The following is a 24,724-nucleotide window of genomic DNA, read 5'->3' as shown; positions in this document are numbered from 1 at the left end:
GGGGGCTGTTTGTGGGCGAACCCGGCGGGGGCGGTGGAGTGGTTGGACGCAGCCCCTCCCCCCCCCCCCCCCCCCCCGCCGCCGCCCCCCCCCCGCCCACGGAACAGGTCGGTGAGTTCCTCGTAGCTCTCGAAGGTCAGCGGGTTCTTCTTCTCGGGACGATTGAGCGTGATCGTGGCGACGCGGCCGTCGGCATCGGTCTCGAACAGGAAATGCCTGGCCTTGTGATCCTTGAACGGACGCTTCTTGTCCTGCATCGGGTTGGTCATCGTCATCCTCCCAGAACTTCGCCGCCGGCAACCGGGATCGCCTGGCCTGTGATTGCGGTGGCCTTTTCCGAGGCGAGCCACAGCACCGTGTCGGCCACTTCCTCGGGGCTCACCAGGCGTCCTTGAGGATTGGCGCGGGCAAGTGCCGCGCGCGCCTCGTCCGCCGAGCGGCCGGTCTTGCCGGTGATGGTTTCCACGGCACCGTCGAGCAGGGGGGTGTCGGTGAAGCCGGGGCAGACGGCGTTGACGGTGACGTCTGTGCGGGCAAGCTCCAGCGCCAGCGCGCGCGTCATGCCGACCACGCCGTGCTTGGAAGCGCAATAGGCTGAGACGTAAGGGTAGCCAGTCAGGCCGGCGGTGCTGGCGACATTGACGATGCGGCCCTTGCCGGCGCGCTTGACCGAGGCAAGTGCTGCCTGTGTCACCAGGAACGTGCCGGTGAGATTGATGCCGATGACCCGGCTCCACAATGCCAGGTCGGTCTTGTCGAAGGGAGCCGACGGTGCTTCGCCGGCGCAATTGACCAGCACTGAAATGTCGCCGGCCTGGGCAATCGCCCTGGCGACGCCTGCCTCGACCGAATGCGTATCGGTGACGTCGAACCCGTCGAGCACAAAGGCTTCGCCGCCAGCCTTGGCGATCTCGTCGCACACGGCTTCGAGCGGAGCGGCCCGGCGGCCGCACAGGCTGACGCTGTGGCCGTTGGCGGCGAGCGCCAAGGCGATGGCGCGGCCGATGCCGCTTCCGGCGCCGGTGACGAGGGCGTGACGCTTGGCCATGCTCATGCCTTGCCCGCGGGTGTGGCTGTCGCGGCGCGGGCGAGGTTGTTCACATATTGGGCGCGGGCCGAATGATACTGCTTCGGCCAGGCCTGCTCGGCATAACCGATCTTCGCCGCCTCATGCATGACGAAGGATGGGTCGGCGAGGTGCGGACGGGCAACCGCGCAGAGGTCGGCGCGACCAGCGGCGATGATCGAATTGGCGTGGTCGGCTTCCGAGATTGCGCCCACCGCAATGGTCGGCACCTGGATCTCGTTGCGGATCTTGTCGGAGAAGGGCGTCTGGAACAGGCGGCCATAGACCGGCTGCTCTTCCTTGACCACCTGGCCTGACGAGCAGTCGATCATGTCGGCGCCGGCGTCCTTGAACATTTTGGCGAAGATCGCCGCATCCTCGGGCGTGTTGCCGCCTTCATACCAGTCGTGGGTCGAGAGACGCACCGAGATCGGCTTGTCCTCAGGCCAGACGGCGCGAATGGCGCGGAACACTTCGAGCGGATAGCGGGCACGGTTTTCGTGGCTGCCGCCATATTCATCGTCGCGCAAATTGGTCAGCGGCGACAGGAAGGACGACAGCAGGTAGCCGTGGGCGGCGTGCAGCTCGAGGATGTCGAAGCCGAGGTCACGGGCGCGCTCCGTGGCGCTGACGAAGTCGGCCAGCACACGGTCCATGTCGTCGCGGGTCATGGCGCGCGGCATGTCGGAATGCTTGAGATACGGCAGGGCGGAAGCCGAGATCAGCGGCCAGCCACCCGAGGTTACAGGCTGGTCGATGCCTTCCCAAGCAACCTTGGTCGCACCCTTGCGGCCGGCATGACCGATCTGGATGCCGATCTTAGCCGGTGTCTGCTGATGGACGAAGTCGACCATGCGCTTGAAAGCCTGCGCCTGCTCGTCGTTCCACAGGCCGAGGCATCCCGGCGTGATGCGCGCGTCCGGCGACACGCAGGTCATCTCCGGGAAGACGAGAGCCGCACCGCCCATGGCGCGTGCGCCGATATGGACGAGGTGGAAATCGTCGGGCACACCGTCGGTGGCCGAATACATCGCCATCGGCGACATGACGATGCGGTTCTTCAGCGTCAGGCCGCGGATCGAAAATGGCGTGAACATCGGTGGCGGCACCGAGCCGTTGGGGGCGGGCGAGACGCCGGCGCGTTCGGCGAACCAGCGCTCGAAGCCTTCCAGCCAGTCCTTGTCGCGCAGGCGCAGATTCTCGTGGCTGATGCGCTGCGAACGGGTCAGCATCGAATACATGAACTGCTCGGGCTCGAGCGTGTCGGCGTAGCGGGTGCCCACGACCTCGAACCATTCCATGGCGTTGCGGGCTGCGTTCTGGATGCGGGCGACGTCGACGCGGCGCACCTCTTCATAGGCGTCGAGCACGGCCGGGATGCTGGCCTTGTCGTGGCCGATGATGTCGAACTGGCGGGTCAGTTCGATGGCGTCGTCGATGGCGAGCTTGGTGCCGGAGCCGATGGCGAAATGCGCGGTGTGGGCACTGTCGCCCATCAAGACGACGTGGCTTTGGCCGTTGAAGTGGCTCCACTTGTCGCAGATCAGGCGGCCGAAATTCAGCCAGGCCGAGCCGCGCAGATGGCGCGCGTTGGTCATCAGCTTGTGGCCGTCGAGCGTGCCGGCAAACAGCTTTTCGCAGAACGCGATGGACTGGTCCTGGTCCATCTCGTCGATGCCATGCGCCTTGAACACCTCGTCGGTGGTCTCGACGATGAAGGTCGAGGTGTTGTCGTCGAAACGATAGATGTGGGCCTGGAACCAGCCGTGCTCGGTGCGCTGGAAATCGAAGGTGAAGGCGTCGAAACGCTTGTCGGTGCCGAGCCAGATGTAGCGGTTGGGCCGCATCACCATGTCGGGCTTGAAGATGTCGGCGTATTTGTGCCGAATGCGCGAGTTGACGCCATCGGACGAGATGATGAGGTCGGCATCGGGGAAATCCTGGTCGCCCTGCACGTCGGTCTCGAACACCAGTTCGACGCCGAGCTCGATGCAGCGCTCTTGCAGGATGTTCAGCATCTTCTTGCGGCCGATGCCGACGAAGCCGTGCCCAGTGGTGCGGATCTTGCGACCTTTGAATACCAGCTCGATGTCGTCCCAATGGTTGAAGGCGTCTTCGATCGTCTCGGCGGTGGCCGGGTCCCATTGGCGCATCGACTGCATGGTTGCGTCGGAAAAGACCACGCCCCAGCCGAAGGTGTCGAAGGGACGGTTGCGCTCGACGACGGTGACCTGGTGCTCGGGATGCTGTTTCTTCATCAGCAGGGCAAAATAGAGACCGGCCGGTCCGCCACCGATACAGACAATGCGCATGCCGTCCTCCTCCTGAAGCCGTGCGGCCAGATGGACATGCGTGCCCGATCCTGACCATGACAGCACCATGGCCGGTTTCGAAAAAAACTTCAAGCTTAAAGTTATTTTGGAAATGAGGGCGCAAAGACCCCGGCCGGCATGCGCGCGACCGGGGCAGAGGCAGAGGCCGTGAATGCTATCTGGACAGGTAAGTCGCCGTATCCACGAGTTCGCCATAGCCGAAGGCGATGGCCGCCATGACGGCGTCGTGGACCTGGGCAGCTGGCACCGTCTTGCCGTTGAATTCGAGGTCGCGGGTGGCGCAGGCATCGTGGACGACGGTCGCCTTGTAGCCGAAGTCGGCTGCAGCGCGGGTGGCGCCTTCGACGCACATGTGGCTCATCGCCCCGACGATGACGACTTCCTCGATGCCCTTGGCGTCCAGCGTTGCCTTGAGATCGGTCTCGCGGAACGAATTGACGTGGTTCTTGGTGATGACCTTCTCGCCATTGGCCGGGGCGACAGCGGCGTTGATCTCGACGCCTGGCGTACCGGGCGCAAAGATCGGCGCATCCGCGCTCTTCGAGAGATGGCGGACATGGATGACGGTGTCGCCCTTGGAGCGTGCCGCCCCTATGACCCGGGCGGCGTTGGCGGCCGCCTTTTCGATGCCGACGAGGGGCATGTTCCCGTCCGGAAAATATTCGTTCTGGATATCGATGGCGATCACCGCGCGCTTGCTCATGTCCCCGATGCCTTTGCTGTTGGGAAGGATGTTGTCTGGAAGATGCAATGGATTATGGTGCCGGCCTATTGGCGATATCGACATAACAGGGGGTGATTTCGACAAATGGCAACGGGCGACCTCATCGAGATAGGTCTGGTGTTCTACCCTGGTGCGCAGATGTCGGCGGTGCTCGGCATGACGGACCTGTTCGAGTTGGCCAACCGCACTGCCGGGCGCAAGAGCCGGGGTGCGCCGCTCTTGACCATACGCGTCAGCCATTGGCGCGCGGAGAGTGTGGGGCAAGTCCCGACAAGGGTGTTCGACACCCATCCAGATGCCACGGGTGTTCCCGAAATCTATGTTGTACCGCCGGCACTCGGCGATCCGATCTCGCCCGAACATGCCGCACCTGTCGCCGGCTGGCTGCTCCAGCGCCATGGTGCCGGCGGTGTGCTGGCGTCCGTCTGCGCCGGCGCCTTCCTGCTCGGCGAGACGGGGCTGTTGGCCGGGCGGCCGGTGACGACGAACTGGGTCTATGACGAGGCGTTCCGGTCGCGTTTTCCCGAAGCCAAACTCGACACCGACAGGCTGCTCATCGATGACGGCGACATCATCACCGCCGGCAGCCTGATGGCCTGGACCGACCTTGGCCTGAAACTCGTCGACCGCTTTCTCGGGCCGACCGTGATGATCGAGACGGCCCGGGTTCTCGCTCTCGATCCGCCCGGACGCGAACAGCGCTACTACAGCACATTCGCGCCGCGGCTCAGCCATGGTGACGCGGCAATCCTAAAGGTGCAGCACTGGCTGCAGGCGAGCGAAGGCAAGGACCTGGATCTCGGCAACCTGGCGGCATTGGCCGGGTTGGAGCAGCGTACCTTCCTGCGCCGGTTTCAGAAGGCGACCGGGCTGACGACCACAGAATATGGCCAGCGCCTGCGCGTCGGCAAGGCGCGGGAGTTGCTGCAATTCACCATGCAGTCGGTCGACAAGGTGGCATGGGAAGTCGGCTACGGCGATCCCGGTGCGTTCCGCAAGGTCTTTGTCCGTATCGTCGGGCTGACGCCGAGCGACTACCGCGCCCGATTTCGCGCATAGAGTGTTTCTGCGCAATTCCGGATGGAAAACGGCTGCGCACTTTTCCTGGAATTGCTCCAGCCGGTTCGATCAAGCGCCCTTGGCCAGTGACGCGACGATCGAGCGCTTCAGCTTGGCGAGTTCATCGAGTAGGATCGCGCCGTCCTTGGCTGACAGCGTGCCGAACAGGTCGCCGATCCAGTCGGCGTGTGCCGCTGCCATTTTCTCGAATTCGGCGCGGCCGAAGGGCGTCAGGGCGATGATCTGGACGCGGCGGTCGGTCGGCGAGGTGGTGCGACTGATGTGGCCGCTTTCGGCTAGGCGCTCAACCAAGACAGTGATGTTGCCGGGCGACACCATCATGCGCTTAGACACTTCGCCCAGCACCATGCCGTCCTGGGCGCGCTCGAGCTGCGCCATCAGGTCGAAGCGGGGCAGGGTGGAATCGAACTCTTCACGCAGGCGCCGGCGCACTTCGGTCTCGACCAGCGTCGAGCAGGTGAGCAGTCGCAGCCACAGGCGCAATTCGGTGCCATGATCGGCGGGCGCTTCCAACACCTTGGTCTCGCCGTCCACCCAGCCTTCGGCGTTTGCCGTATCCTTGCGCTCTTCCATCTGCCGTCCTCGCCGCGAACCGCAGAACAGGCCGGTCCGACCGGGCTGTTGTAGGACCGTTTCGCTCGATAGTACAAGCTTGAAAGGTTCAGGCGCTGGGGATGCCGCCTGCGAGTACCGTCGAATAGGCCTCGGCGTCGATGTTGCCGCCTGAAATGACGCAGACGACGCTGCCGGTGGCATCAGGACTGGCAAGCGCTGCAGCCAGCGAGGCTGCCCCTGCGCCCTCGGCCACAACCTTGGATTTCGCAAACAGCATCCGCATCGCCGCGGTGACCTGCTCGAGGCTGACGGTGACGGCGCCGTCGATCAGCTCGCGCGCCACCGGCCACAGCTGCGGCACCAAGGACGGGCCGCCAATGCTCTTGACGAAGGACGGGAGCGTCTCGATGTCGACGATGCGGCCTGCGGCAAGTGCTGCCGTCACCGGGGCTGCGCTTTCGTCCTCGACGGCGAAGATTTTCGTTTGCGGGCGCAGCGCCTTCACGGCGCTTGCCACGCCTGACGTCATCGAGCCGCCGCCATAGGGGGTGAGCACGACGTCGACCTCCGGCAGGTCCTCGACGATTTCCATGCCGATGGAGCCGTTTCCCGACAGTACCGCCTGGTCGGTCACCGGGTTGATCAGTAATTCCGGGAAGTCGGGCCTGTCTGCGCCGATGATGTACTGCCACCAGGTCTCGAGCGAGATGAAGCGCACTTCGCCGCCGAGGCGGCGCACACCATCAATCTTGGTCTGCGGCGCACCTGCGTACATGTAGGCGGCCATCGGCAAGCCGAGCCTGTTGGCGGCCCACGCCATGCCATAGGCCATGTTGCCGGAGCTGGTGGTGGCGACGCCATTGGCGAGCGCAGCCGCGTCGCGGGAAAGCAGCGCGTTCAGCGCCGGCCTAAGCTTGAACGCGCCGATGGGCGACAGCGTCTCGAGCTTGAGGAAGATCTGCCGGTCGGGCAGGCCGAGGTCGAGCCGGACCAGCGGTGTGCGCGGAGCGTAAGGTGCTATGCGGGCGCGCGCAGCGGCGATCTCGTCCAGCGACGGGCGGTAGGGGGCGGTCATTCGGCCGCCGACCGCGACCTGAGGCTGCCGGGGCGGGCGGCGTGCCTGCTGCCGCTGTAGTCGCCGGTGTGGACATAGACATGCAGCGTGTAGCCGATGTGGTCGATCATCAGTGCCTTGGCGCGTTCGAGGTCGCGGTCGAGCGCGGCCTCCATCAGGGCCGTATGCGGGCCGATCGACTGCGCCTCCTGCAGGGCTGCCATGGCTTCCTCGAATCCGTCCTTCTGGCCGGCGGCGGCGCGCAATGTCGGCGCGAGGCCGAGGAAACGATGATGCCGGCGCAACTGGTCTGATATTGTCGAGCGGAAACGCAGGAGCCAGCTCGACTGAGCGGCACTGAGCAGCGCCGCATGGAAGGCCTCGTGCTTCTCGTCCCAGGCGTCGACCGCCTCGTCGGAGGGGTCTTCAACTGCCGTCTTGCAGCGCGACAGGCGATAATGCGCGGTGACGACCGCTTCTTCCCAGTCGCTGCCGCCCTTTTCGATCGATTCCAGCAGCAGCGGCAGCTCGACCACCATCCTGGCGCGGGCGAGGTCTTCGAGTTCGCCGCGCGACACGGAAGCAACGGTGAAGCCGCGGTTTGAAATGGCGGTGACCAAGCGCTCGGCCTCGAGCCGCGACAAGGCCTCGCGCAACGGCGTCCAGCCGACGCCATAGCTCTGACGCAGGGCGCTGAGCTTGAGCGGAGCGCCTGGCAGCAGGCGCGTGGTCAGGATATCGCGGCGCAGCAGCCGGTAGGCCGCTTCCGTTTTTGTGGAATGCTCTTCGTCATCCTGCATCGCTGTCCTCCGCAGCACCGCTTGAGACTCAGGATTATATATGATGTCGAGTCATGGCAAGAATTATATATAATCGTTTGACAGCTGCTTCAGGGTCTGCTCATCTTCTGGTCAAGCTGCTGGCGTACCGGCAGTGCTTCATTCTGGGAGGAATTCATGAAGAGCTTCAAGTCCGGCCTGCTGTCGGGCCTCATCCTGGCTGGCGCGCTCGCCACGAGCCTGAGCGCTGCCATCGCCGATCCGGTCAAGATCGGCATCGCCAATTTCGGCGAGCATCCGCAGCTCAACGCCGCGATCGCCGGCTTCAAGAAGGCGCTGGCCGAGAACGGCTTCGCCGAGGGCAAGGATGTGGTCTACACCGAGAGCCACACCAATTTCGACGCTTCGCTCGTGCCGCAGATGATCGCAAAGCTGCAGGCCGAAAACCCGAAGATGCTCTACACCATCACCACCCCGGTCTCGCAGATCGCCAAGAAGGCGCTCGCCGGCTCGGGCATTCCGGTCATCTTCGCTGCCGTCACCGATCCGGTCGCCGCCAAGCTGGTGCCGTCGTGGGAAGCTGGTGACGACGGCATGACTGGCGCCACCGATCTGCAGGACGTCGCAGCGGTGATGGAATTTACCAAGAAGCTTTTGCCGAACGCCAAGCGTTTCGGCGTGCCGTACAACCCGGGTGAAGCCAATGACGTCGCCCTGGTCGAGAAGATCAAGGAAGCCGCGCCGGCTGCCGGCTTCGAGGTCGTCGAAGTGGGTATCGACAATGTCAACGACATCCAGCAGCGCATCGCCTCGCTGGCCGGCAAGGTCGACGTGATCTATGGCCCGACCTCGAACCTGATCCAGCCGGCCATCCCGGCGGTTGCGGCTGCCGCCCGCCAGGCCGGTATCCCCGTCGTCAACGCCGACGACAACGCCGTGCGCGACGGTGTCGTGCCCGCGAGCTTCGCGGTGAACTACGAGCAGGTCGGCGTCAACGCCGGCAAGATTGCCGCCGAAGTGCTGAAGGGCAAGGATCCCAAGACCATCGCTCCGTCGCGTCCGGCCTATGAGGACCACGCTGCGACGATCTCGAAGAAGGCCATGGCTGCCTTCGGCATCGAGATCCCGGCTTCGCTCGCCGACTGCAAGTGCATCGTCGACTGATTTTCGGCTTCGTCAAACCTGGCAACGGCGTTTCACGCGCCGTTGCCATTTCGGGAGGGACGGATGCTCGAAATCCGATCTGCACGTAAGGTATTCTATAAGGGACAACCCGACGAGAAGGTTGCCCTCGACGGCCTCGACCTGAAGCTCGCCACCGGCGAATTCGGCGTCGTCATCGGCTCCAACGGCGCCGGAAAGAGCAGCATGCTCAATGCCATTTCGGGTGCGCTGGTGCTCGATTCCGGCCAGATCCTCATCAATGGCGACAACGTCACCGATCTGCCGGTGCACACCCGCGCCATGCGGCTTGCCCGCGTATTCCAGGACCCGATGAAGGGAACCGCCGCCTCCATGACGGTGGCCGAGAACATGCTGCTCGCCGAACTGCGCAGCAAGAAGCGCAGCCTGCGCCAGGGCCTCAACGCCAAGCGGCTTGCCGACTACAGGGAGCGGCTGGCGCTGCTCGGCCTCGGCCTCGAAAACCGCCTGGACACCCGCGTCGAACTGCTCTCCGGCGGCCAGCGCCAGTCGCTGTCGCTGATCATGGCGGTCGGTGGCCAGCCCGAGCTCCTGCTGCTCGACGAACACACCGCAGCGCTCGATCCTCGCACCGCCGACATCGTCATGAAGGCGACCGTGCGTGCCGTCGAGGCGCTCAAGCTCACCACCTTGATGGTGACCCACAACATGCAGCACGCTGTCGATTTCGGTCACAGCGTCATCATGCTCGATGCCGGCAAGCTCCGCCTCGAGATCTCGGGCGACGAGAAGGCCAGGACCACTGTTCCGGACCTGATCGGCCATTTCGCCGTCAAGACCGACCGCATGCTGCTGGCGAGCTGATCACCATGGACCTTATCCAGACCATCTTTACGAGCTTCGTCGCGCTGATCCCGGTCACGCTGGCACAAAGCCTCATCCTCGCCTTCGTCGTGCTTGGCATCATGATCCCGTTCCGCACGCTGAATTTCCCCGACCTTACCAGCGAGGGCGCGTTTCCGCTCGGCGGCTGCGTCTGCGGCGTTTTGCTGGCGAGCGGTGCTTCGCCGCTGACGGCGATTGCGGTCGCCCTCATCGCCGGCTTCCTCGCCGGCTGCTGCACGGCCTTCATCCACCTGCGCTTCCGCATTCACACGCTTTTGGCCGGCATCCTGATGATGACGATGCTTTACAGCATCAACCTGCGCATCATGGGCAAGTCCAACCTGTCGGTGTTCGGCGCGCCGACCGTCTTCGACTGGGCGCCTTTCGTCCAGCCGGGCTTCCCGGTCAGCAAGATCATCGTCGCCGGCATCATCGGCGCCATCGTCTTCGTGCTGCTCAACATGTTCTTCAAGACCGAGAAGGGCACTGCCATTCGCGCCGTCGGCGCCAACCCTGACATGGCCGAGGCACAGGGCATCAATGTCTGGGTCGCCACCATCGGCGGCGTCGGCCTTGCCAGCGCATTCTCGGCCACCAGCGGCGCGCTGATGGTACAGAGCCAGGGTTTTGCCGACGTCAACATGGGTCTCGGCATCCTGATCAACGGCCTTGCCGCGCTGATGATCGGCGAAGCCATCATCGGCAAGCAGACGGTGCTGCGCCAGCTCGCGGCCCCGTTTGTCGGCGCCATCGTCTACTACCAGCTGGTTTCGCTCTGCCTTGCCGCCGGCATGCCGCCCCCCGATCTCAAGCTCGCCACCGGCCTGTTCGTGCTTGCCATGCTGGCCCTGCCGAGCCTCAAGCGCAGCCGCGGCCCGCTCCCCGCTCGCGAAACCGTCCGCGAATAACCAGGATTGTTTGACATGACCGGAATTCCCGATCTCGCCGCTGTCGAGGCGATGGATGCTGCCGATCCGCTGCGGTCGATGCGCGACCGCTTCATCCTGCCGGAAGGGGTGATCTATCTCGACGGCAATTCGCTGGGGGCTGCGACGCACGCCGCCTTCGGCGAGCTCCAGGCGGCTGCGTCCAAGGAGTGGGCGCAGGACCTGATCCGTGCCTGGAACACCGCAGGCTGGTTCGACATGCCGACCGAACTGGGCGACCGGATCGGCCGCCTGATCGGCGCTGCACCCGGCCAGACGGTGGTGTGCGACACCACCTCGACCAACATCTACAAGGTGCTGCATGCAGCCCTGGCGATGCGGCCGGACCGTTCGGTCATCGTCGCCGAGGGCAACAGCTTCCCGACCGACCTGTACATGGCCGAAGGCGTTGCCTCGACGCGGGCAGGTGCCGTGCTGCGCCTCGAAGGCGTCGATGCGCCGAGCATCGAAGAGCTGATCGACGACAAGGTTGCGGTGGTTCTCGTCAACCACGTCAACTACAAGTCGGGCGAGCTGCGCGACATGGCGGCGCTGACCAGGCAGGCCCAGGCGGCCGGCGCCCTGATCGTCTGGGATCTCTGCCACACGGCAGGTGCTTTGCCGGTAGACCTCGACGGTGCCAATGTCGATTTCGCCGTTGGCTGCACCTACAAATACATCAATGGCGGCCCGGGCGCTCCGGCCTTCATCTATGCTGCGACCCGTCACCTCGCCGATGTCAGCCAGCCGTTGAGCGGCTGGTGGGGCCATGCCAGGCCCTTTGCCTTCGAACAGGGTTATGCGGCGGACGCCGGCATCCGCCGGTTCCTGTGCGGCACCCAGCCGATCCTGACCATGCGTGCGCTCAAGGGCGCGCTCGATGTGTGGGACGACGTCGACATGCAGGCGCTGCGCAAAAAGAGCATCGCCCTGACCGACCTGTTCATCCAACTGGTCGAAGCCAAATGCGGTGCCTATGGCCTCAAGCTGGAAAGCCCGCGCGATGGCAGCAAGCGTGGCAGCCAGGTCTCGTTCGAGCATGAAAACGCCTACGCCCTCATGCAGGCGCTGATCGCACGTGGCGTCATCGGCGACTTCCGCGCGCCGGCCACGGTCCGCTTCGGCTTCACGCCGCTTTATGTCGGCTACAAGGATGTCTGGCAGGCGGTCGAGGTGCTGGAGGACATCCTTCGCACCGGCGCCTGGCAGGATGCGCGTTTCGCCGTGAAGTCGGCGGTGACGTAAGCGCCTATCATCTCGAAGCAAAAGGGCGGCTTTTGCCGCCCTTTTTCACACCCCGAGATAACGATCCTGGATCTCGGGTGTCAGCGCACCCGGTGTGCCTTCGAACACCGTGACACCCTTTTCCAACACGAAGCAGCGGTCAGCTACCGGCAACAGTTCCGACAGTGTCTTGTCGACCACCAGAATCGACTGGCCTGCGGCCTTGAGCTTGCGGATCGCCGCCCAGATGTCGTGACGAATGACGGGCGCGAGGCCTTCGGTGGCCTCGTCGAGGATCAACAGGCTCGGATTGGTCATCAGCGCGCGGCCTATGGCCAGCATCTGCTGCTCGCCGCCCGACAAGGTGTTGGCGTATTGCTCACGGCGTTCACCAAGGCGGGGGAACAGGTCGACCACCTTGCCGTAGGTCCAGTCGCTGCCCCGGGAGGCGGCGACGAGGTTCTCGAACACGGTGAGATTGGGGAAGCAGCGCCGCCCCTCCGGCACCAGGCCGAGGCCGAGGCGGGCGATGCGGTGCGGGCGCTGACCCGATATCTCGCGGCCGCCGAAGCGGATCGAGCCGCCGCGTGGACGGACCAGTCCGAGCACCGAGCCGATGGTTGTGGTCTTGCCCATGCCGTTGCGGCCCATCAGTGCGACGACCTCGCCCTCGCGTACGTCGAGCGAGACGCCGAACAGCGCCTGCGAAGCGCCGTAGAAGGTTTCCACGCCTTTGAGTTCGAGCAGGCTCACGCGGCTTCTCCGAGATAAGCGCGGCGGACTTCCGGATCGTTGCGGATCTCGTCGACACTGCCGGTGGCAACGACGCGGCCATAGACCAGCACCGAGATTCGGTCGGCGAGCGCAAAAACCGCGTCCATGTCATGCTCGACCAGCAGGATCGGCGCCTCATCGCGCAGACCGTCGAGGAACCTGGTCAGCGCTTTCGAGCCTTCGGGGCCCATGCCGGCCATCGGCTCGTCGAACAGGAACGCCTTGGAGCCGAGCGCCAGCGCGATGGCGATCTCAAGCTGCCGGCGCTCGCCATGCGAAAGCTCCGCCGCCGGCAGATGCGCGCGGGGTGCCAGGCCGACGCGCTCGAGCATCGCCATGGCCGGTCCGGTCAGGCTTCGGTCGCTCATGACCGGCCTGAAGAAGCGGAAGCTTGAGCCTTGCCGCGCCTGTACCGCCAGCATGACGTTGCGAAGCGCCGAAAATTCCGGCGCGAGCGACGAGATCTGGAAACTGCGGCCAAGTCCGAGCCGGGCGCGGGCGGCCATGTCGAGGCCAGCCATGTCCTGGCCGAGGAAACGGATCGAGCCGCTGTCGGGGCGGATCGAACCCGATATCTGGTGGATCAGCGTACTCTTGCCGGCACCGTTGGGGCCGATCAGCGCGTGGATTTCGCCTGGTTTCAGCGTCAGGCTGACGCCGTCGGTGGCTTTCAGCGCGCCAAAGGTCTTGCGAAGGTCGCGGATTTCGAGGATCGGCTCAGCCATGACGCGCCTTTCCGGCCAACAGGCCGAGCAATCCGCCGCGCGCGAACAGCACCACTGAGAGCAGGATAAGGCCGAGGAAGAACTGCCAGCGCTCGGTGATCCCGCCGAGCGCGTATTCGATCAGCACATAGAGCATGGCGCCGGCAAGCGGCCCGAACAGCCGGCCCTTGCCGCCGAGGATGATCAGCACGATGAGTTCGCCCGACATGTGCCAGGACATCATCGCCGGGCTGACGAACTTGTTGAGGTCGGCAAACAGTGCACCGGCGACGCCCGTCACCATTGCCGAGATGACGAAGGCGACGAGGCGGATGTTGAACGGGGGAATGCCGACGGCGGCGAGCCTGACCGGGTTCTGGCGTGCTGCCTCAAGTGCCGCGCCGAAGCGCGAGCCGCGCAGCATCCAGAACAACGCGAGTGCTGCCAGAAGCAGGGCGTAGCAGATCAGGAAGAAGGGCAGGGGCTGGGTGGTGTTCAGGCCGGGAAATGTGTTGCGCACATAGATCGACAGCCCGTCTTCGCCGCCATAGGCTGGCCATGAAACGGCGAAGTAGTAGATCATCTGCGCAAAGGCCAGCGTGATCATGATGAAATAGACGCCGGTCGTGCGCAGGCTGATGGCACCGATCGGAAGGGCGATCAGGCCGCAGATGACGATTGCCGCCAGCCAGATCATGGGCATCGAAGTGGTGCCCTCGAAATCGAACAGCAGCGGCTCGGCATTGAAGGCATGGGTCGCCAGGATGCCGGCGGCATAGCCGCCGAGGCCGAAGAAGGCGGCGTGACCGAAGGACACCAGCCCGCCGAGGCCAAGTGCTACGTTGAGGCCAACGGCTGCGAGCGCGAGCACGACGATGCGCGTGGCGAGCGTGATGTAGAAGGGCTCGCCCATCGCCTGCGCCGCCAGCGGAAAGCCGAGCAATGCCAGCGCCAGCAGCGTGTTGACGATGGATTCGCGGTTCATCAGGGGGGCGTCGGTCATGGTCGCCTCACGACTGCGCCGCAAACAGGCCGCTCGGCCTGAAGGCGAGGATGAGCGCCATGACGATGTAGATCAGCATGGAGGCCAGCGCCGCACCGATAGGCCCGGCCTCGGCTGCAGGCATCGCGAGCGCCAGTGCCTTGGGCAGTAGGAAGCGGCCCATGGTGTCGACGACGCCGACGAGGATGGCGCCAAACAATGCGCCCTTGATCGAGCCGATGCCGCCGATGACGATGACGACGAAGGCGAGGATCAGTGCCGGTTCGCCCATGCCGACCTGCACCGACTGCAGCGCCCCGACCATGGCGCCGGCGAGGCCGGCAAGGGCTGCGCCCAGCGCGAAGACGACGGTGTAGAGCGTGCGGATGTCGACGCCCAACGCTGCGATCATCTCCCGGTCGGATTCGCCGGCGCGGATGCGCATGCCGAGGCGCGTGCGCGAGATCAGCAAATAGAGCCCGGTCGCAACCACGATGCCGACGCCGATGATGGTGAGGCGGTAAAGCTGGTACTGGCCGCCGCCGGGCAGTGGCACGGCGCCTTGGAGTTGCGGCGGAATATCGAGATAGAGCGGGAAAGAGCCGAACAGCCAGCGCGTACCTTCCGAAAACATCAGGATCAGCGCGAAGGTGGCGAGCACCTGGTCGAGATGGTCGCGGTCGTAGAGCCTGCGGATGACGGTCATTTCCATGATGGCGCCGGCCGCTGCCGCGGCGATCAGGCTGGCGATGAGGCCGATCCAGAACGAGCCGGTGGCGGCGGCGACCGCCGCACAGGCAAAGGCGCCGACCATGTAGAGCGAGCCATGGGCGAGGTTGATCAGCCCCATCACGCCAAAGATAAGCGTCAGGCCCGCTGCCATCAGGAACAGCATCACTCCGAGTTGCAGGCCGTTGAGGAGTTGCTCGATGAGCAGTGCGATGGACAAGGGGACGCTTTCGCTGGCTGGATTGAGGATGTGATGAAGACATCCCCCTCTCCCCGTTCACGGGGAAGGGTAAGGGTGAGGGGCAGCGCTGCACCCAAGGGTGTATGCCCAGCCCCTCATCCGGTCCTGAATTTATCGAAGGCCGGCACCTTCTCCCCGCAGGCGGGGAGAAGGAAGCTAGCTACATCTTGCACTGCTCGGCGTAGGCGTCGCCGTGCTTTTCGAAGGCGGTGGCGACGATCTTGTTGGTCAGAACGTCGCCTTCCTTCACCACCTCGCGAACATAGATGTTCTGGATCGGATGGTTGTTGGTGTTGAAGCTGAAGTCGCCGCGCACCGACTTGAAGTCGGCGGCCTTCAGGGCTGCGCGGAAGGCGTCCTTGTCCTTGACGCTGGCCTTGCCGAGCGCCGACAGGATCAGGTTGGCCGTATCCCAGCTCTGGGCGGCATAGACCGAGGGCAGGCGCTTATATTCGGCCTGGAACGCTTCGACGAACTCCTTGTTGGCGGCGTTGTCGAGGTCCTTGGACCAACTGGCCGAGTTCTTGACGCCGAGTGCTGCGTCACCGACTGCCGGCAGGATGTCCTGGTCGAACGAGAAGCCCGGGCCCATGACCGGGATGTTCACGCCCGACTGGGCGTATTGCTTCATGAAGGCGATGCCCATGCCGCCGGGCAGGAAGAAAAACACAGAGTCGGCGCCGGAATCGCGGATCTGGGCGATTTCGGCGGCGTAGTCGGTCTGGCCGACCTGGGTGTAGATTTCGCCGGCCAGATCGCCCTTGTAATAGCGCTTGAAGCCGGTCAGCGAATCCTTGCCGGCCGGATAGTTCGGCGCAAGGATGAACGTCTTCTTGTAGTCCTTGTTGGCGTACTGCCCCATCGCCTCATGGAAGTTGTCGTTCTGGTAGGCGACGTTGAAGTAGTTCTTGTTGCACTTGGCCCCGGCCAGCGCAGATGGGCCGGCATTGGGCGACAGGTAGATGATGTCCTGCGACACGGCATTGGGCACCACCGCCATGGCGAGGTTCGACCAGATGATGCCGGTGAGCAGATCGACCTTGTCGCTCTGGATCATCTTTTCGGCGAGCTGGACGGCTATCTCGGGCTTCTGCGCGTCGTCCTCGACAACGAGCTCTACGTCCTTGTTGCCCGACTTCTTCATCGCCAGCTCAAAGGCGTCGCGCATGTCGACGCCGAGGCCGGCGCCGCCGCCTGAAAGCGTGGTGATGACGCCGATCTTCACCGGCTCGGCATAAGCGAGGTTCGACGCCGCCAGCGACAGGCCGAGAATGCCAGCCACAATAATCTTCTTCATCAGGTTCTCCCTCCCAGTGTTTTCTTTGTAATGCAAAAAAGCTTCAGAGCCGGGTACGAACTTTCCAGAGTTCGGGGAACAGTTCAACCTCCAGCATCTTCTTGAGATACGATGCGCCCGAGGTCCCGCCAGTGCCGCGTTTCATGCCGATGATGCGTTCAACAGTGGTAACGTGGTTGAAACGCCAACGGCGGAAGTAGTCCTCGAAATCGACCAGCTTCTCGGCCAGCTCGTAGAACATCCAGTAGCGCTGCGGCTCGCGGTAGATCGCCTGCCAGGCCGCTAGAACCTCCTCGCTTTCGCTGCGCGTCTCGCGCCAGTCGGTCTTGCTGGCCTCCGCGCCAACATCGAAGCCGTTGCGCGAAAGCAGCAGGATCGCCTCGTCATAGAGCGACGGCTGGGCCAGGATCGCCTCCAGCCGTGCCGTCAGTTCGGGGGCATGCGCATGCGGGCGCAGCATGGCTGGGTTGCGATTGCCAGCCATGAACTCGATGGCGCGGTACTGCCAGGACTGGAAGCCCGAGGACTGGCCGAGCGAGTTGCGGAACTCGGTGTATTCGCTCGGCGTCATGGTGCGCAGCACGTCCCAGGCACTGTTGAGTTGCTCGAAGATGCGCGACACGCGCGTCAGCATCTTGAAGGAAGGCTCCAGCCGGTCGGCTCGGATCGAGCGGATGGCGGCACCGATCTCGTGCAGCGCCAGCTTCATCCACAGCTCCGAGGTCTGGTGCTGGATGATGAACAGCATTTCGTCATGGGCGGTCGAAAGCGGCGATTGCGCGTCCAGTACTTTCTCCAGATGCAGGTAGTCGCTGTAGGACATGCGGTCCTTGAACGACATTTCCGCACCCTCGGTCGAGGGATCGTAGGGCTTGCTCAATTTGTCTTCTCCGTGCGCAGGCGGAAGCGCTGGATCTTGCCGGTCTGGGTTTTCGGCAGGGCGTCGATGAACTTCACCGACCTCGGATACTTATAGGGCGCGATCGTTGCCTTCACATGGTCCTGAAGGCGCTTGATCGTCTCGGCATCGCGGGCGACGCCCTCGACCAGCACCACATAGGCCTCGACGATCTGGCCGCGTTCGCCGTCATCGGCGCCGATGACGGCACACTCGGCGACATCGGGATGCGAAAACAAGGCGGTTTCGACCTCGGGGCCGGCGATGTTGTAGCCGGCGCTGACGATCATGTCGTCGGAGCGCGCGGCGAAATGGAAGAAACCATCCACGTCCTGGAAGAAGGCGTCCCCCGTCAGGTTCCAGCCGTCGCGGACATATTCGCCTTGGCGATCGTCGGCCATGTAGCGGCAGCCGGTGGGGCCGCGCACGGCGAGCCGGCCGACAGTGCCGCGCGGCACCTCGTTCATGTCGGCGTCGACGATGCGTGCCTCGTAGCCGCCGACCGGCTTGCCGGTGGAGGCGGGCTTGCGGTCCTCGAAACGGTTGGAGATGAAAATGTGCAGCATCTCGGTGGCGCCGATGCCGTCGAGGATCGGCTTGCCGGTCTTCTGGGTCCACTCCTCGAACACCGGTCCGGGCAAGGTCTCGCCGGCGGAGACGGCGACGCGAAGCGACGACAGGTCGGCGCCCTCGTCCATCGCCTTCATCATGGCGCGGTAGGCGGTGGGCGCGGTGAACGAGATTGTCGCTTTGTAGGTCTCGATGATGTGGATCATGTTCGGCGGCGTCGCATGCTCGAGCAGCGTCGCCGCCGCACCGAAACGCAGCGGGAAGATGGCGAGACCGCCAAGGCCGAAGGTGAAGGCCAGCGGCGGCGAACCGACGAACACGTCGTCCGGTGTGACCTGCAGCACCTCCTTGGCATAGGCGTCGGCGATGATCAGCAGGTCGCGATGGAAATGCATCGTCGCCTTCGGCACGCCAGTGGTGCCGGAGGTGAAGCCGAGCAGAGCGACGTCGTCGCGGCCGGTTTTGACGGCCTCGAAGATCACCGATTTGTCGAGGGCGACGCGATCAAGTTCGGCGTCGTGGTTGGCGGTGCCGTCGAAGCCGATGACCTTCTTGAGGAATGAGCTGTCCTTGGCGCAGGCCACCATCTCGTCCATGAGGCGCGTGTCGCACAGCGCCAGCGAAATCTCTGCCTTGTCGACGATCTTGGCGAGTTCCCCGGCACGCAGCATCGGCATGGTGTTGACCACGACGGCGCCTGCCTTGGTGGCGGCAAGCCAGCAGGCGACCATGGCCGGATTGTTGGCCGAGCGGATCAGAACGCGGCTGCCCGGCTTGACCCCGTAGTTCTCGACCAGCGCATGCGCCAGCCTGTTGGTCCAATCAGACAGTTCCTTGTAAGTGCGGCGGCGGCCGTTGCCGATCAGTGCCGTGTGGTCGCCAAAACCTTTTTCGACCAGCCGGTCGGTCAGCTCGACACCGGCATTGATGTGCTCGGGATACTGGAAGCCATCGAGCAGGAAGTCGGGCCACTGATCTTGGGCGGGCAGGTTGTCGCGCGTGAACGTGTCGATATGCGCTGACGGTCCAAGCATTCTGTCCCCTACAGGCTCATCGCCGCGGCGGGTTCGCCGGGCTGGTGATTGCGTATGTTTGCGGGGAGATCATGCACCGGTGTCAGGCAAGGCCGCGCGGCATCTTCGGCGGCGTTCTCTGTGCGGTCGACCATGTGACCGGCATTCGGCACAGCGAGACCTCCCATTCTCGACTGATAGGGAAGCATCGCATCGGTCCGAATTTATTTCAAGCCTAAAGTTTCTTCCTGCTGGCGCATTGACGGAAAGGGAGGCGTCGGGCCATTCCTTGGTCGACAATCATACCGCCGGAGGAGGAATCGGGTGTTCGAACGTCACATCACCGACTGGGACAATGCCTACACCAACGGCGCCAACATCGCTGGCGGTGACCGCTGGCCTGCGGCCTGGGTGGAGCCGGCCAGGGCATTCCGTGACAGCCAGTCGGCCGCCGACCGGGCGCAGCTCGACATTGCCTATGGCGAGCGGCCGCGCAACCGGTTCGACCTGTTCCTGCCGGAGGGCAAACCCAAGGGCCTCGTCGTTTTCGTCCATGGCGGCTACTGGATGGCGCTCGACAAGAGCTACTGGTCGCATCTCGGCAAGGGCTCGGTCGACAGCGGCTATGCCGTGGCCGTGCCGTCCTATACGCTGTGCCCGGAGGTCAGGATCGCCGACATCGTGCGCGAGGTCGGCGCAGCCATCGGCAAGGCCGCCTCGCTGATCGACGGTCCCATCATGCTGACCGGCCATTCCGCCGGCGGCCATCTCGTCTCGCGCATGGTGGCAATGGGCTCGCCGCTCGGCGCGGACGTCCAGGCGCGCATCCGCCATGTCGTGTCGCTGTCTGGTGTCCACGACCTCAGGCCGCTGATGAACACCGGCATGAACAAGACGCTTCACATCGATGAGGCGGAGGCGCTGTCTGAGAGCCCGGCGTTGCTGCGGCCGGTTGAAGGCGCGCGCATCACCTGTTGGGTCGGTGGCGGCGAGCGCGCCGAGTTCCTGCGTCAGAGCGCGCTGCTCGCCAATATCTGGACCGGCCTTGGTGCTGCGACGGCAGCCGTGGTCGAGCCCGACCGCCATCATTTCAGCGTCATCGACGGGCTCGCGGATTCCGACCATCAGCTGACGCGGACGCTGCTCGGCTAGCCCAGGAGACTTTCCGCTATGAGCGCGATCATGCCTCGGATTGGTGCAATCTTCGTACCCGTCGCCGATGTCGAGCAGGCGCGCCACTGGTACGCCCGCTTACTTGGGATAGCCGATGCGCCTGAAATCCAATTCGGCCATCTCGCGGTGTTTGCGCTCGACAACGGGTTGCGCCTGGTCCTCGACGCCAAGATCCATGACGCGCACGCGCGGCGCAACTCGCCGCTGTTTCATTTCGATGTCGAGGACATTGCCACGGCGCGCGACCATGTCGTTGAGCTGGGAGCGGATTCAGTGACCGAGATCGGGTTCGATCACTGGTTCACCTTCCGCGACCCTGACGGCAATGTCCTGATGGCCTGCGTTTGCTAGCTGTCCGAGCCGCCGTCAGGCAACGACGACGGCGGCCTCGAGCACGGCGTGCAGCAGCACGTCGCAGCCCGCTGCCGCCCATTCAGGCTCGATGTCTTCGTCTTCGTGATGCGACAGGCCGTCGGCGCAGGGACAGAAGATCATCGCGGTCGGTGCCACACGGTTGATCCAGCAAGCGTCGTGGCCGGCACCCGAGACGATGTCGCGATGGCTGTAGCCGAGACCTTCGGCGGCAGAGCGCACCATCTGCACGCAGTCCCGGTCGAAGGCGACAGGATCGAACGCGCCGACCTGCTCGATCTCGTGTTCGATGTCGAGCGCCTCTGAAATCAGCGCGATGCCTTCGCGGATGCGCTGGTCCATGACATCGAGCACTTCCTTTTCGGGCGAGCGGATGTCGATGGTGAGAACGGTGCGGCCGGGCACGGTGCTACGCGAATTGGGGTGAACCTCGACGTGGCCTACATTGCCCACCGCGTCGGGCTGGTAGTCCATCGTCACCTCATGCACCAGCTCTATCACCCGGGCCATGCCGAGGGCGGCGTTGCGGCGCTTGTACATCGGCGTGCCGCCCGAATGCGCTTCCTGGCCGGTCAGCGTCACCTGCAGCCACTTCAGGCCCTGGCCGTGGGTGACGACGCCGATGTCGATGCCTTCATCCTCGAGGATCGGGCCCTGCTCGATGTGAAGTTCGAAGTAGGCCTTCATCTGGCGGGCGCCGGCCTTTTCGGCGCCCTTCCAGCCGATGCGCTCCAGTTCGTCGCCGAAGCGCTTGCCCTTGGCGTCTTCGCGCGCATAGGCCCAGTCCTTGTCGATGGTGCCGGCAAAGACGCCCGATGCCACCATGGCGGGGGCGAAGCGGCAGCCCTCCTCGTTGGTCCAGTTGGTGACCACGATGGGGTGCTTGGTCTGGATGCCGAGATCGTTCAGCGTGCGCACGACCTCGAGGCCGCCGAGCACGCCAAGCACGCCGTCGAACTTGCCGCCCGTCGGCTGGGTGTCGAGGTGGCTGCCGATATAGACGGGCAGGGCGTCGGGATCGGTGCCTTCGCGGTGAGCGAACATCGAGCCCATGTCGTCGATGCCCATCTCAAGGCCGGCGGCATCGCACCAGGACTTGAACAGGCGGCGCCCCTCGGCGTCCTCGTCGGTCAGGGTCTGCCTGTTGTTGCCGCCAGCAATGCCAGGGCCAACCTTGGCCATGTCCGTCAGCGACTCCCAGAGCCTGTCCTGGTCGATCCTGGCGTTGGTACGGGTCACTGGCTTGTCCAAGTTCAAATTCCTCGTATTGGCGCGCGACATGACATTGCCTGAGCGGGCACGCCGCAGCGGCATCTGGCTTTTCGAATCGCGGCGAAAGAAACTGCGGTCTAGCTGCTCTTTGCCGTGTCGTCGCCGGGGTTCATCCGATACCTGAAGTCGCAGCTGCCACCGCCTTCCATGATGGTGCGGGTGCGCTCCATCGAAATTCTGGGGTTGTAGCCTTGGCAGAAGGTGCCGTCGCGCTGGCACGACAACAGCGTTCCGATCTCGCCGAGGCCCATCGAGTGGTACATCTCGGCATAGCGGCAGCGGGTGACGTTGTAGTCGAACCGGTCGGCTGTCTCGGTCAGCACCTCGAAATGCAGCGCATCGTCCTGGCGCCATTTCGGTTGCAGGGCAGCGAAGGACTTGAGGTCGACAGGACCTGTCTCGGCCGCGGCAAACTTCTTGCCGGCTTCGATCGCCGCTTTGGTGATCGCCGCGCGCAGGGTCTCGCGCGCCGCCTCGCGGCCGAAACGCGCGGCCATCTCCTCATAGATCGGCTTGATGATTTCCGCTTCGATGCGGCGACGGGCAAGAATGCCCAGGCCATCGATGGCTGCCTGCACGCCCGAGGACGGATCGAGCGGATCCTGGTCGGGAGCGGTTGCGTGCTTGTCTGTCATTTGGGCCCCTGCATTGCGCCTGATACGGCGTCACCAGACGAGCCTAGAAGCTGCGATGCGGAATGACCATCGCAGATCCCTCAATTGCTGAGCTCAATTTCACGATGCCGCTAATGCTTGTCGCGCTCGGCCAACATCCAGGCGACGAAGCGTCGGGCAATCTGCGACAATTCCCGGTCGGTTCTGGTGCACAGATAGTAGTGCCGCCCGTCATCAAGCGCGCGTTCCGAAAGCACGACCAGCCTGCCTTTGGTGATGTCGTCGGCTATGAGCGGCAGGCGGCACAGGGCTACGCCCATGCCCGAGACGGCGGCGGCGCGAGCCAGCAGCCCGTCCTCGAACAGCGGACCGGAAAGGTGCTGGTCGGTCGCCCGCACGCCTGCCGCTCGAAACCAGTTCAGCCAGTGGTCGCGGCTTTCGTCGTGGATCAGCGGCAGGCCGGCGAGGGCTTCGGCGTCCGGCATCCCATTGCCGCCCTGCAGCAAGACAGGGCTCGCCACTGGCACGACAGTGCCGCCCAGGAAGAATTCGCTTTTGTAGCCCAGCCAGGCGCCAGAGCCGAAACGCACCGAAATGTCGGCGGCGTCGCTCGAATAGTTGCGGTTCTGGGCATAGGTGACGCGCACGTCGATATCGTGGTTCTGCCGGTTGAAACCGGAAAGACGTGGCACAAGCCAGTTCACGGCGAAGAGCGGGATGGCGCTGATCGAAATCTCGCGGGCACTCGCCCTGAAGCGCAGCTGGCTGGTGGCCGTGCGCAGCAGGAAGAAGGCCGGCAGGATAGATTCCAGATATTCCCGGCCTTCGGCGGTCAGCGCTAACCCACGGCCCTGCCGTTCCGTCAATTTGGTGCCGACGAATTCTTCCAGCTGCGCCAGCCGGTGGCTGACGGCCGAAGCGGTGAGGCCGAGTTCATCCGCCGCAGCCGTGACGCTGCCCAGCCGGGCAAAAGCCTCGAACGCCTTGGCGGCGTTCAGCGGCAGCAGATCCGATTCATGAGCCAGCTTCATCGATCCCGGGCAAGGTCACGTGTCGGACACCAGCTTCGGGCAGACAGGCCAGGAGTGCAACAGGGCTACGACAGCTGCGGCCCTCTGAGTGCGGAAGCCTCAGTGGAACGACTGCGCCGAACCCTGGGCCGGCTGGCCGCGCATGATCACCTGGTCGCCGTCGGAGCTTGTAGCCTCGAGACCCGTGGCGACGATCGAGACCTTGAACTGGCCTTCGAGCGAGTTGTCGAAGATCGCGCCGACGATGATGTCGGCATTGTCGCCGACTTCTTCGCGGATGCGGGTGGCGGCCTCGTCGACCTCGAACAGCGTCATGTCCATGCCGCCCGAGATCGAGATCAGCACGCCCCTGGCGCCCTTGATCGTGTTCTCGTCGATCAGCGGATTGGCGATCGAGGCCTCGGCGGCCTTGCTGGCCCGGCCTTCGCCGGTGCCGACGCCGGTGCCCATCATCGCCCGGCCCATGCCGCGCATGACTGTCTTCACGTCGGCGAAGTCGAGATTGATCAGGCCTTCCTTGACGATCAGGTTGGTGATGCAGCTGACGCCCGAATAGAGCACCTTGTCGGCCATGCCGAAGGCGTCCTCGAAGGTGGTCTTGGCGGTGGCGATGCGGAACAGGTTCTGGTTCGGAATGACGATGACCGTGTCTGCCGCCTCGCGCAGAAGCTCGATGCCGCGCTCGGCCATCTGCATGCGGCGGCGTCCTTCGAAAGCGAACGGCTTGGTGACGATGCCGACCGTCAGGATGCCGGCCGCACGCGCCGCACGCGCGATAACGGGAGCCGCACCGGTGCCGGTGCCGCCGCCCATGCCGGCAGTGACGAAGCACATATGCGTACCCGACAGCTGGTCCATGATCTCGTCGATCGATTCTTCGGCTGCCGCCTGGCCGACTTCCGGCAGCGATCCCGCGCCGAGGCCTTCGGTCACCATCGCGCCGAGCTGCACCAGCCGCGTCGCCTTGGACATGGTCAGCGCCTGGGCGTCGGTGTTGGCGACGATGAATTCAGTGCCCTCAAGGCCTTCGGCGATCATGTTGTTGACGGCGTTGCCGCCGCCGCCGCCGACACCGATTACGGTGATCTTCGGGCGCATTTCCGAGATCTCAGGTTTCTTGGAACTGTTCATGACATCCGTTTCCTACGCAGGCCCCTGCCCGAATCGGCAATGTCAGGGAATCAGATCGACAGGGAGGCTGCAAGGAATAGCCTGCCGATTGCGGCTTTTAGCCGGCAGACGCTGGGGAAATGACGGAAGTCGGCGCGTGTCCCGCGGCAATCGG

At 64.4% G+C, this 24,724-nt stretch carries 24 protein-coding genes and 1 pseudogene; 7 read left to right on the top strand and 18 right to left on the bottom strand.

Going from position 1 to position 24,724, the window contains the following annotated elements; translation table 11 throughout:
* The 4 genes and pseudogenes from NDO48_RS26885 to NDO48_RS26870 form a co-directional block, all read right to left on the bottom strand.
* Positions 1-275, bottom strand: a pseudogene (locus NDO48_RS26885) (hypothetical protein); the annotation flags it as partial.
* The gene (locus NDO48_RS26880; protein WP_267322725.1) at positions 272-1,048 is read right to left on the bottom strand and encodes an SDR family NAD(P)-dependent oxidoreductase; all 777 of its coding nucleotides are present in this window, start codon (positions 1,046-1,048) and stop codon (positions 272-274) included. The gene NDO48_RS26880 and the pseudogene NDO48_RS26885, both read right to left, overlap by 4 nt.
* A gap of 2 nt (positions 1,049-1,050) precedes the next feature.
* Positions 1,051-3,378, bottom strand: coding sequence for a bifunctional salicylyl-CoA 5-hydroxylase/oxidoreductase (locus NDO48_RS26875; protein ID WP_267322724.1), 2,328 nt, complete (start codon positions 3,376-3,378; stop codon positions 1,051-1,053).
* A 175-nt stretch (positions 3,379-3,553) separates the two neighbouring features.
* Positions 3,554-4,102 (bottom strand): cysteine hydrolase family protein, encoded by a 549-nt coding sequence (locus NDO48_RS26870; protein WP_267322723.1) that lies wholly within the window; start codon positions 4,100-4,102, stop codon positions 3,554-3,556.
* A 105-nt stretch (positions 4,103-4,207) separates the two neighbouring features.
* Between NDO48_RS26870 and NDO48_RS26865 the strand changes: the two genes are divergently transcribed.
* Positions 4,208-5,182 (top strand): GlxA family transcriptional regulator, encoded by a 975-nt coding sequence (locus NDO48_RS26865; protein ID WP_267322722.1) that lies wholly within the window; start codon positions 4,208-4,210, stop codon positions 5,180-5,182.
* 69 nt (positions 5,183-5,251) lie between these two features.
* Here NDO48_RS26865 and NDO48_RS26860 read toward each other — a convergent pair whose 3' ends face one another.
* From NDO48_RS26860 to NDO48_RS26850, 3 genes are all read right to left on the bottom strand, one after another.
* Complete coding sequence (locus NDO48_RS26860; protein ID WP_018430872.1) at positions 5,252-5,776, bottom strand: MarR family winged helix-turn-helix transcriptional regulator; 525 nt, start codon at positions 5,774-5,776, stop codon at positions 5,252-5,254.
* 88 nt (positions 5,777-5,864) lie between these two features.
* A complete protein-coding gene (locus NDO48_RS26855; protein WP_267322721.1) occupies positions 5,865-6,833 on the bottom strand; it encodes a threonine ammonia-lyase in 969 nt (322 codons plus the stop codon).
* Positions 6,830-7,612 carry a GntR family transcriptional regulator gene (locus NDO48_RS26850; protein WP_267322720.1) on the bottom strand — a complete coding sequence of 261 codons (783 nt, stop codon included), beginning with the start codon at positions 7,610-7,612 and terminating at the stop codon, positions 6,830-6,832. The genes NDO48_RS26855 and NDO48_RS26850 overlap by 4 nt, the downstream gene beginning before the upstream one ends.
* Before the next feature lie 156 nt (positions 7,613-7,768).
* Between NDO48_RS26850 and NDO48_RS26845 the strand changes: the two genes are divergently transcribed.
* From NDO48_RS26845 to kynU, 4 genes are all read left to right on the top strand, one after another.
* On the top strand, positions 7,769-8,755 hold the full coding sequence (locus tag NDO48_RS26845; protein WP_018430875.1) for an ABC transporter substrate-binding protein: 987 nt from the start codon (positions 7,769-7,771) through the stop codon (positions 8,753-8,755).
* A 63-nt stretch (positions 8,756-8,818) separates the two neighbouring features.
* The gene (locus tag NDO48_RS26840) at positions 8,819-9,598 is read left to right on the top strand and encodes an ABC transporter ATP-binding protein (RefSeq protein WP_018430876.1); all 780 of its coding nucleotides are present in this window, start codon (positions 8,819-8,821) and stop codon (positions 9,596-9,598) included.
* A 5-nt stretch (positions 9,599-9,603) separates the two neighbouring features.
* The gene (locus NDO48_RS26835; RefSeq protein WP_018430877.1) at positions 9,604-10,527 is read left to right on the top strand and encodes an ABC transporter permease; all 924 of its coding nucleotides are present in this window, start codon (positions 9,604-9,606) and stop codon (positions 10,525-10,527) included.
* Between the two features lie 15 nt (positions 10,528-10,542).
* Positions 10,543-11,790, top strand: a complete 1,248-nt coding sequence (gene kynU, locus NDO48_RS26830; protein ID WP_018430878.1) for a kynureninase — start codon at positions 10,543-10,545, stop codon at positions 11,788-11,790.
* Positions 11,791-11,835: 45 nt separating this feature from the next.
* On the opposite strand, the gene NDO48_RS26825 is transcribed toward kynU, so the two are convergent.
* The 7 genes from NDO48_RS26825 to NDO48_RS26795 form a co-directional block, all read right to left on the bottom strand.
* A complete protein-coding gene (locus tag NDO48_RS26825; RefSeq protein WP_018430879.1) occupies positions 11,836-12,522 on the bottom strand; it encodes an ABC transporter ATP-binding protein in 687 nt (228 codons plus the stop codon).
* Entirely contained in the window at positions 12,519-13,268 is a 750-nt protein-coding gene (locus NDO48_RS26820; protein ID WP_018430880.1) for an ABC transporter ATP-binding protein, read from the bottom strand. Before NDO48_RS26820 ends, NDO48_RS26825 begins: the two co-directional genes overlap by 4 nt.
* Positions 13,261-14,232, bottom strand: coding sequence for a branched-chain amino acid ABC transporter permease (locus tag NDO48_RS26815; protein ID WP_026227781.1), 972 nt, complete (start codon positions 14,230-14,232; stop codon positions 13,261-13,263). The genes NDO48_RS26820 and NDO48_RS26815 overlap by 8 nt, the downstream gene beginning before the upstream one ends.
* 25 nt (positions 14,233-14,257) lie before the next feature.
* Positions 14,258-15,178 (bottom strand): branched-chain amino acid ABC transporter permease, encoded by a 921-nt coding sequence (locus NDO48_RS26810; RefSeq protein ID WP_018430882.1) that lies wholly within the window; start codon positions 15,176-15,178, stop codon positions 14,258-14,260.
* 181 nt (positions 15,179-15,359) lie between these two features.
* Complete coding sequence (locus NDO48_RS26805; RefSeq protein ID WP_018430883.1) at positions 15,360-16,496, bottom strand: ABC transporter substrate-binding protein; 1,137 nt, start codon at positions 16,494-16,496, stop codon at positions 15,360-15,362.
* A 43-nt stretch (positions 16,497-16,539) separates the two neighbouring features.
* The gene (kynA, locus tag NDO48_RS26800) at positions 16,540-17,376 is read right to left on the bottom strand and encodes a tryptophan 2,3-dioxygenase (RefSeq protein WP_267322719.1); all 837 of its coding nucleotides are present in this window, start codon (positions 17,374-17,376) and stop codon (positions 16,540-16,542) included.
* The gene (locus NDO48_RS26795) at positions 17,373-18,998 is read right to left on the bottom strand and encodes an AMP-binding protein (RefSeq protein ID WP_018430885.1); all 1,626 of its coding nucleotides are present in this window, start codon (positions 18,996-18,998) and stop codon (positions 17,373-17,375) included. The genes kynA and NDO48_RS26795 overlap by 4 nt, the downstream gene beginning before the upstream one ends.
* Before the next feature lie 303 nt (positions 18,999-19,301).
* On the opposite strand from NDO48_RS26795, the gene NDO48_RS26790 reads away from it, so the two are divergent.
* Positions 19,302-20,129, top strand: a complete 828-nt coding sequence (locus NDO48_RS26790) for an alpha/beta hydrolase (RefSeq protein WP_018430887.1) — start codon at positions 19,302-19,304, stop codon at positions 20,127-20,129.
* An 18-nt stretch (positions 20,130-20,147) separates the two neighbouring features.
* The gene (locus tag NDO48_RS26785) at positions 20,148-20,501 is read left to right on the top strand and encodes a VOC family protein (RefSeq protein ID WP_018430888.1); all 354 of its coding nucleotides are present in this window, start codon (positions 20,148-20,150) and stop codon (positions 20,499-20,501) included.
* A gap of 15 nt (positions 20,502-20,516) precedes the next feature.
* Here NDO48_RS26785 and NDO48_RS26780 read toward each other — a convergent pair whose 3' ends face one another.
* From NDO48_RS26780 to ftsZ, 4 genes are all read right to left on the bottom strand, one after another.
* Positions 20,517-21,803, bottom strand: a complete 1,287-nt coding sequence (locus tag NDO48_RS26780) for a Zn-dependent hydrolase (protein ID WP_051092014.1) — start codon at positions 21,801-21,803, stop codon at positions 20,517-20,519.
* A 68-nt stretch (positions 21,804-21,871) separates the two neighbouring features.
* Positions 21,872-22,429 carry an L-2-amino-thiazoline-4-carboxylic acid hydrolase gene (locus NDO48_RS26775; RefSeq protein ID WP_018430890.1) on the bottom strand — a complete coding sequence of 186 codons (558 nt, stop codon included), beginning with the start codon at positions 22,427-22,429 and terminating at the stop codon, positions 21,872-21,874.
* A gap of 110 nt (positions 22,430-22,539) precedes the next feature.
* Positions 22,540-23,439, bottom strand: coding sequence for a LysR substrate-binding domain-containing protein (locus tag NDO48_RS26770; RefSeq protein ID WP_018430891.1), 900 nt, complete (start codon positions 23,437-23,439; stop codon positions 22,540-22,542).
* 99 nt (positions 23,440-23,538) lie between these two features.
* The gene (gene ftsZ, locus NDO48_RS26765) at positions 23,539-24,570 is read right to left on the bottom strand and encodes a cell division protein FtsZ (RefSeq protein ID WP_018430892.1); all 1,032 of its coding nucleotides are present in this window, start codon (positions 24,568-24,570) and stop codon (positions 23,539-23,541) included.
* Positions 24,571-24,724 lie beyond the last annotated feature (154 nt).

The organism is Aminobacter sp. MET-1, assembly GCF_026521175.1.
Lineage (GTDB): Bacteria > Pseudomonadota > Alphaproteobacteria > Rhizobiales > Rhizobiaceae > Aminobacter.
The sequence above is the reverse complement of the archived record's forward strand: the minus strand, read 5'-3'. Positions and strand labels throughout refer to the sequence as shown.

Excerpts from the sequence above, each read along its gene's own strand:
- NDO48_RS26770 (WP_018430891.1), bottom strand. The coding sequence starts at position 23,439 with ATGAAGCTGGCTCATGAATCGGATCTGCTGCCGCTGAACGCCGCCAAG.
- NDO48_RS26835 (WP_018430877.1), top strand. The coding sequence starts at position 9,604 with ATGGACCTTATCCAGACCATCTTTACGAGCTTCGTCGCGCTGATCCCG.
- NDO48_RS26850 (WP_267322720.1), bottom strand. The coding sequence starts at position 7,612 with ATGCAGGATGACGAAGAGCATTCCACAAAAACGGAAGCGGCCTACCGG.
- NDO48_RS26845 (WP_018430875.1), top strand. The coding sequence starts at position 7,769 with ATGAAGAGCTTCAAGTCCGGCCTGCTGTCGGGCCTCATCCTGGCTGGC.
- NDO48_RS26820 (WP_018430880.1), bottom strand. The coding sequence starts at position 13,268 with ATGGCTGAGCCGATCCTCGAAATCCGCGACCTTCGCAAGACCTTTGGC.
- NDO48_RS26855 (WP_267322721.1), bottom strand. The coding sequence starts at position 6,833 with ATGACCGCCCCCTACCGCCCGTCGCTGGACGAGATCGCCGCTGCGCGC.
- NDO48_RS26840 (WP_018430876.1), top strand. The coding sequence starts at position 8,819 with ATGCTCGAAATCCGATCTGCACGTAAGGTATTCTATAAGGGACAACCC.
- NDO48_RS26875 (WP_267322724.1), bottom strand. The coding sequence starts at position 3,378 with ATGCGCATTGTCTGTATCGGTGGCGGACCGGCCGGTCTCTATTTTGCC.
- NDO48_RS26860 (WP_018430872.1), bottom strand. The coding sequence starts at position 5,776 with ATGGAAGAGCGCAAGGATACGGCAAACGCCGAAGGCTGGGTGGACGGC.
- NDO48_RS26780 (WP_051092014.1), bottom strand. The coding sequence starts at position 21,803 with ATGTCGCGCGCCAATACGAGGAATTTGAACTTGGACAAGCCAGTGACC.
- NDO48_RS26795 (WP_018430885.1), bottom strand. The coding sequence starts at position 18,998 with ATGCTTGGACCGTCAGCGCATATCGACACGTTCACGCGCGACAACCTG.
- NDO48_RS26785 (WP_018430888.1), top strand. The coding sequence starts at position 20,148 with ATGAGCGCGATCATGCCTCGGATTGGTGCAATCTTCGTACCCGTCGCC.
- NDO48_RS26815 (WP_026227781.1), bottom strand. The coding sequence starts at position 14,232 with ATGAACCGCGAATCCATCGTCAACACGCTGCTGGCGCTGGCATTGCTC.
- NDO48_RS26870 (WP_267322723.1), bottom strand. The coding sequence starts at position 4,102 with ATGAGCAAGCGCGCGGTGATCGCCATCGATATCCAGAACGAATATTTT.
- ftsZ (WP_018430892.1), bottom strand. The coding sequence starts at position 24,570 with ATGAACAGTTCCAAGAAACCTGAGATCTCGGAAATGCGCCCGAAGATC.
- NDO48_RS26880 (WP_267322725.1), bottom strand. The coding sequence starts at position 1,048 with ATGGCCAAGCGTCACGCCCTCGTCACCGGCGCCGGAAGCGGCATCGGC.
- NDO48_RS26805 (WP_018430883.1), bottom strand. The coding sequence starts at position 16,496 with ATGAAGAAGATTATTGTGGCTGGCATTCTCGGCCTGTCGCTGGCGGCG.
- kynU (WP_018430878.1), top strand. The coding sequence starts at position 10,543 with ATGACCGGAATTCCCGATCTCGCCGCTGTCGAGGCGATGGATGCTGCC.
- NDO48_RS26865 (WP_267322722.1), top strand. The coding sequence starts at position 4,208 with ATGGCAACGGGCGACCTCATCGAGATAGGTCTGGTGTTCTACCCTGGT.
- NDO48_RS26775 (WP_018430890.1), bottom strand. The coding sequence starts at position 22,429 with ATGACAGACAAGCACGCAACCGCTCCCGACCAGGATCCGCTCGATCCG.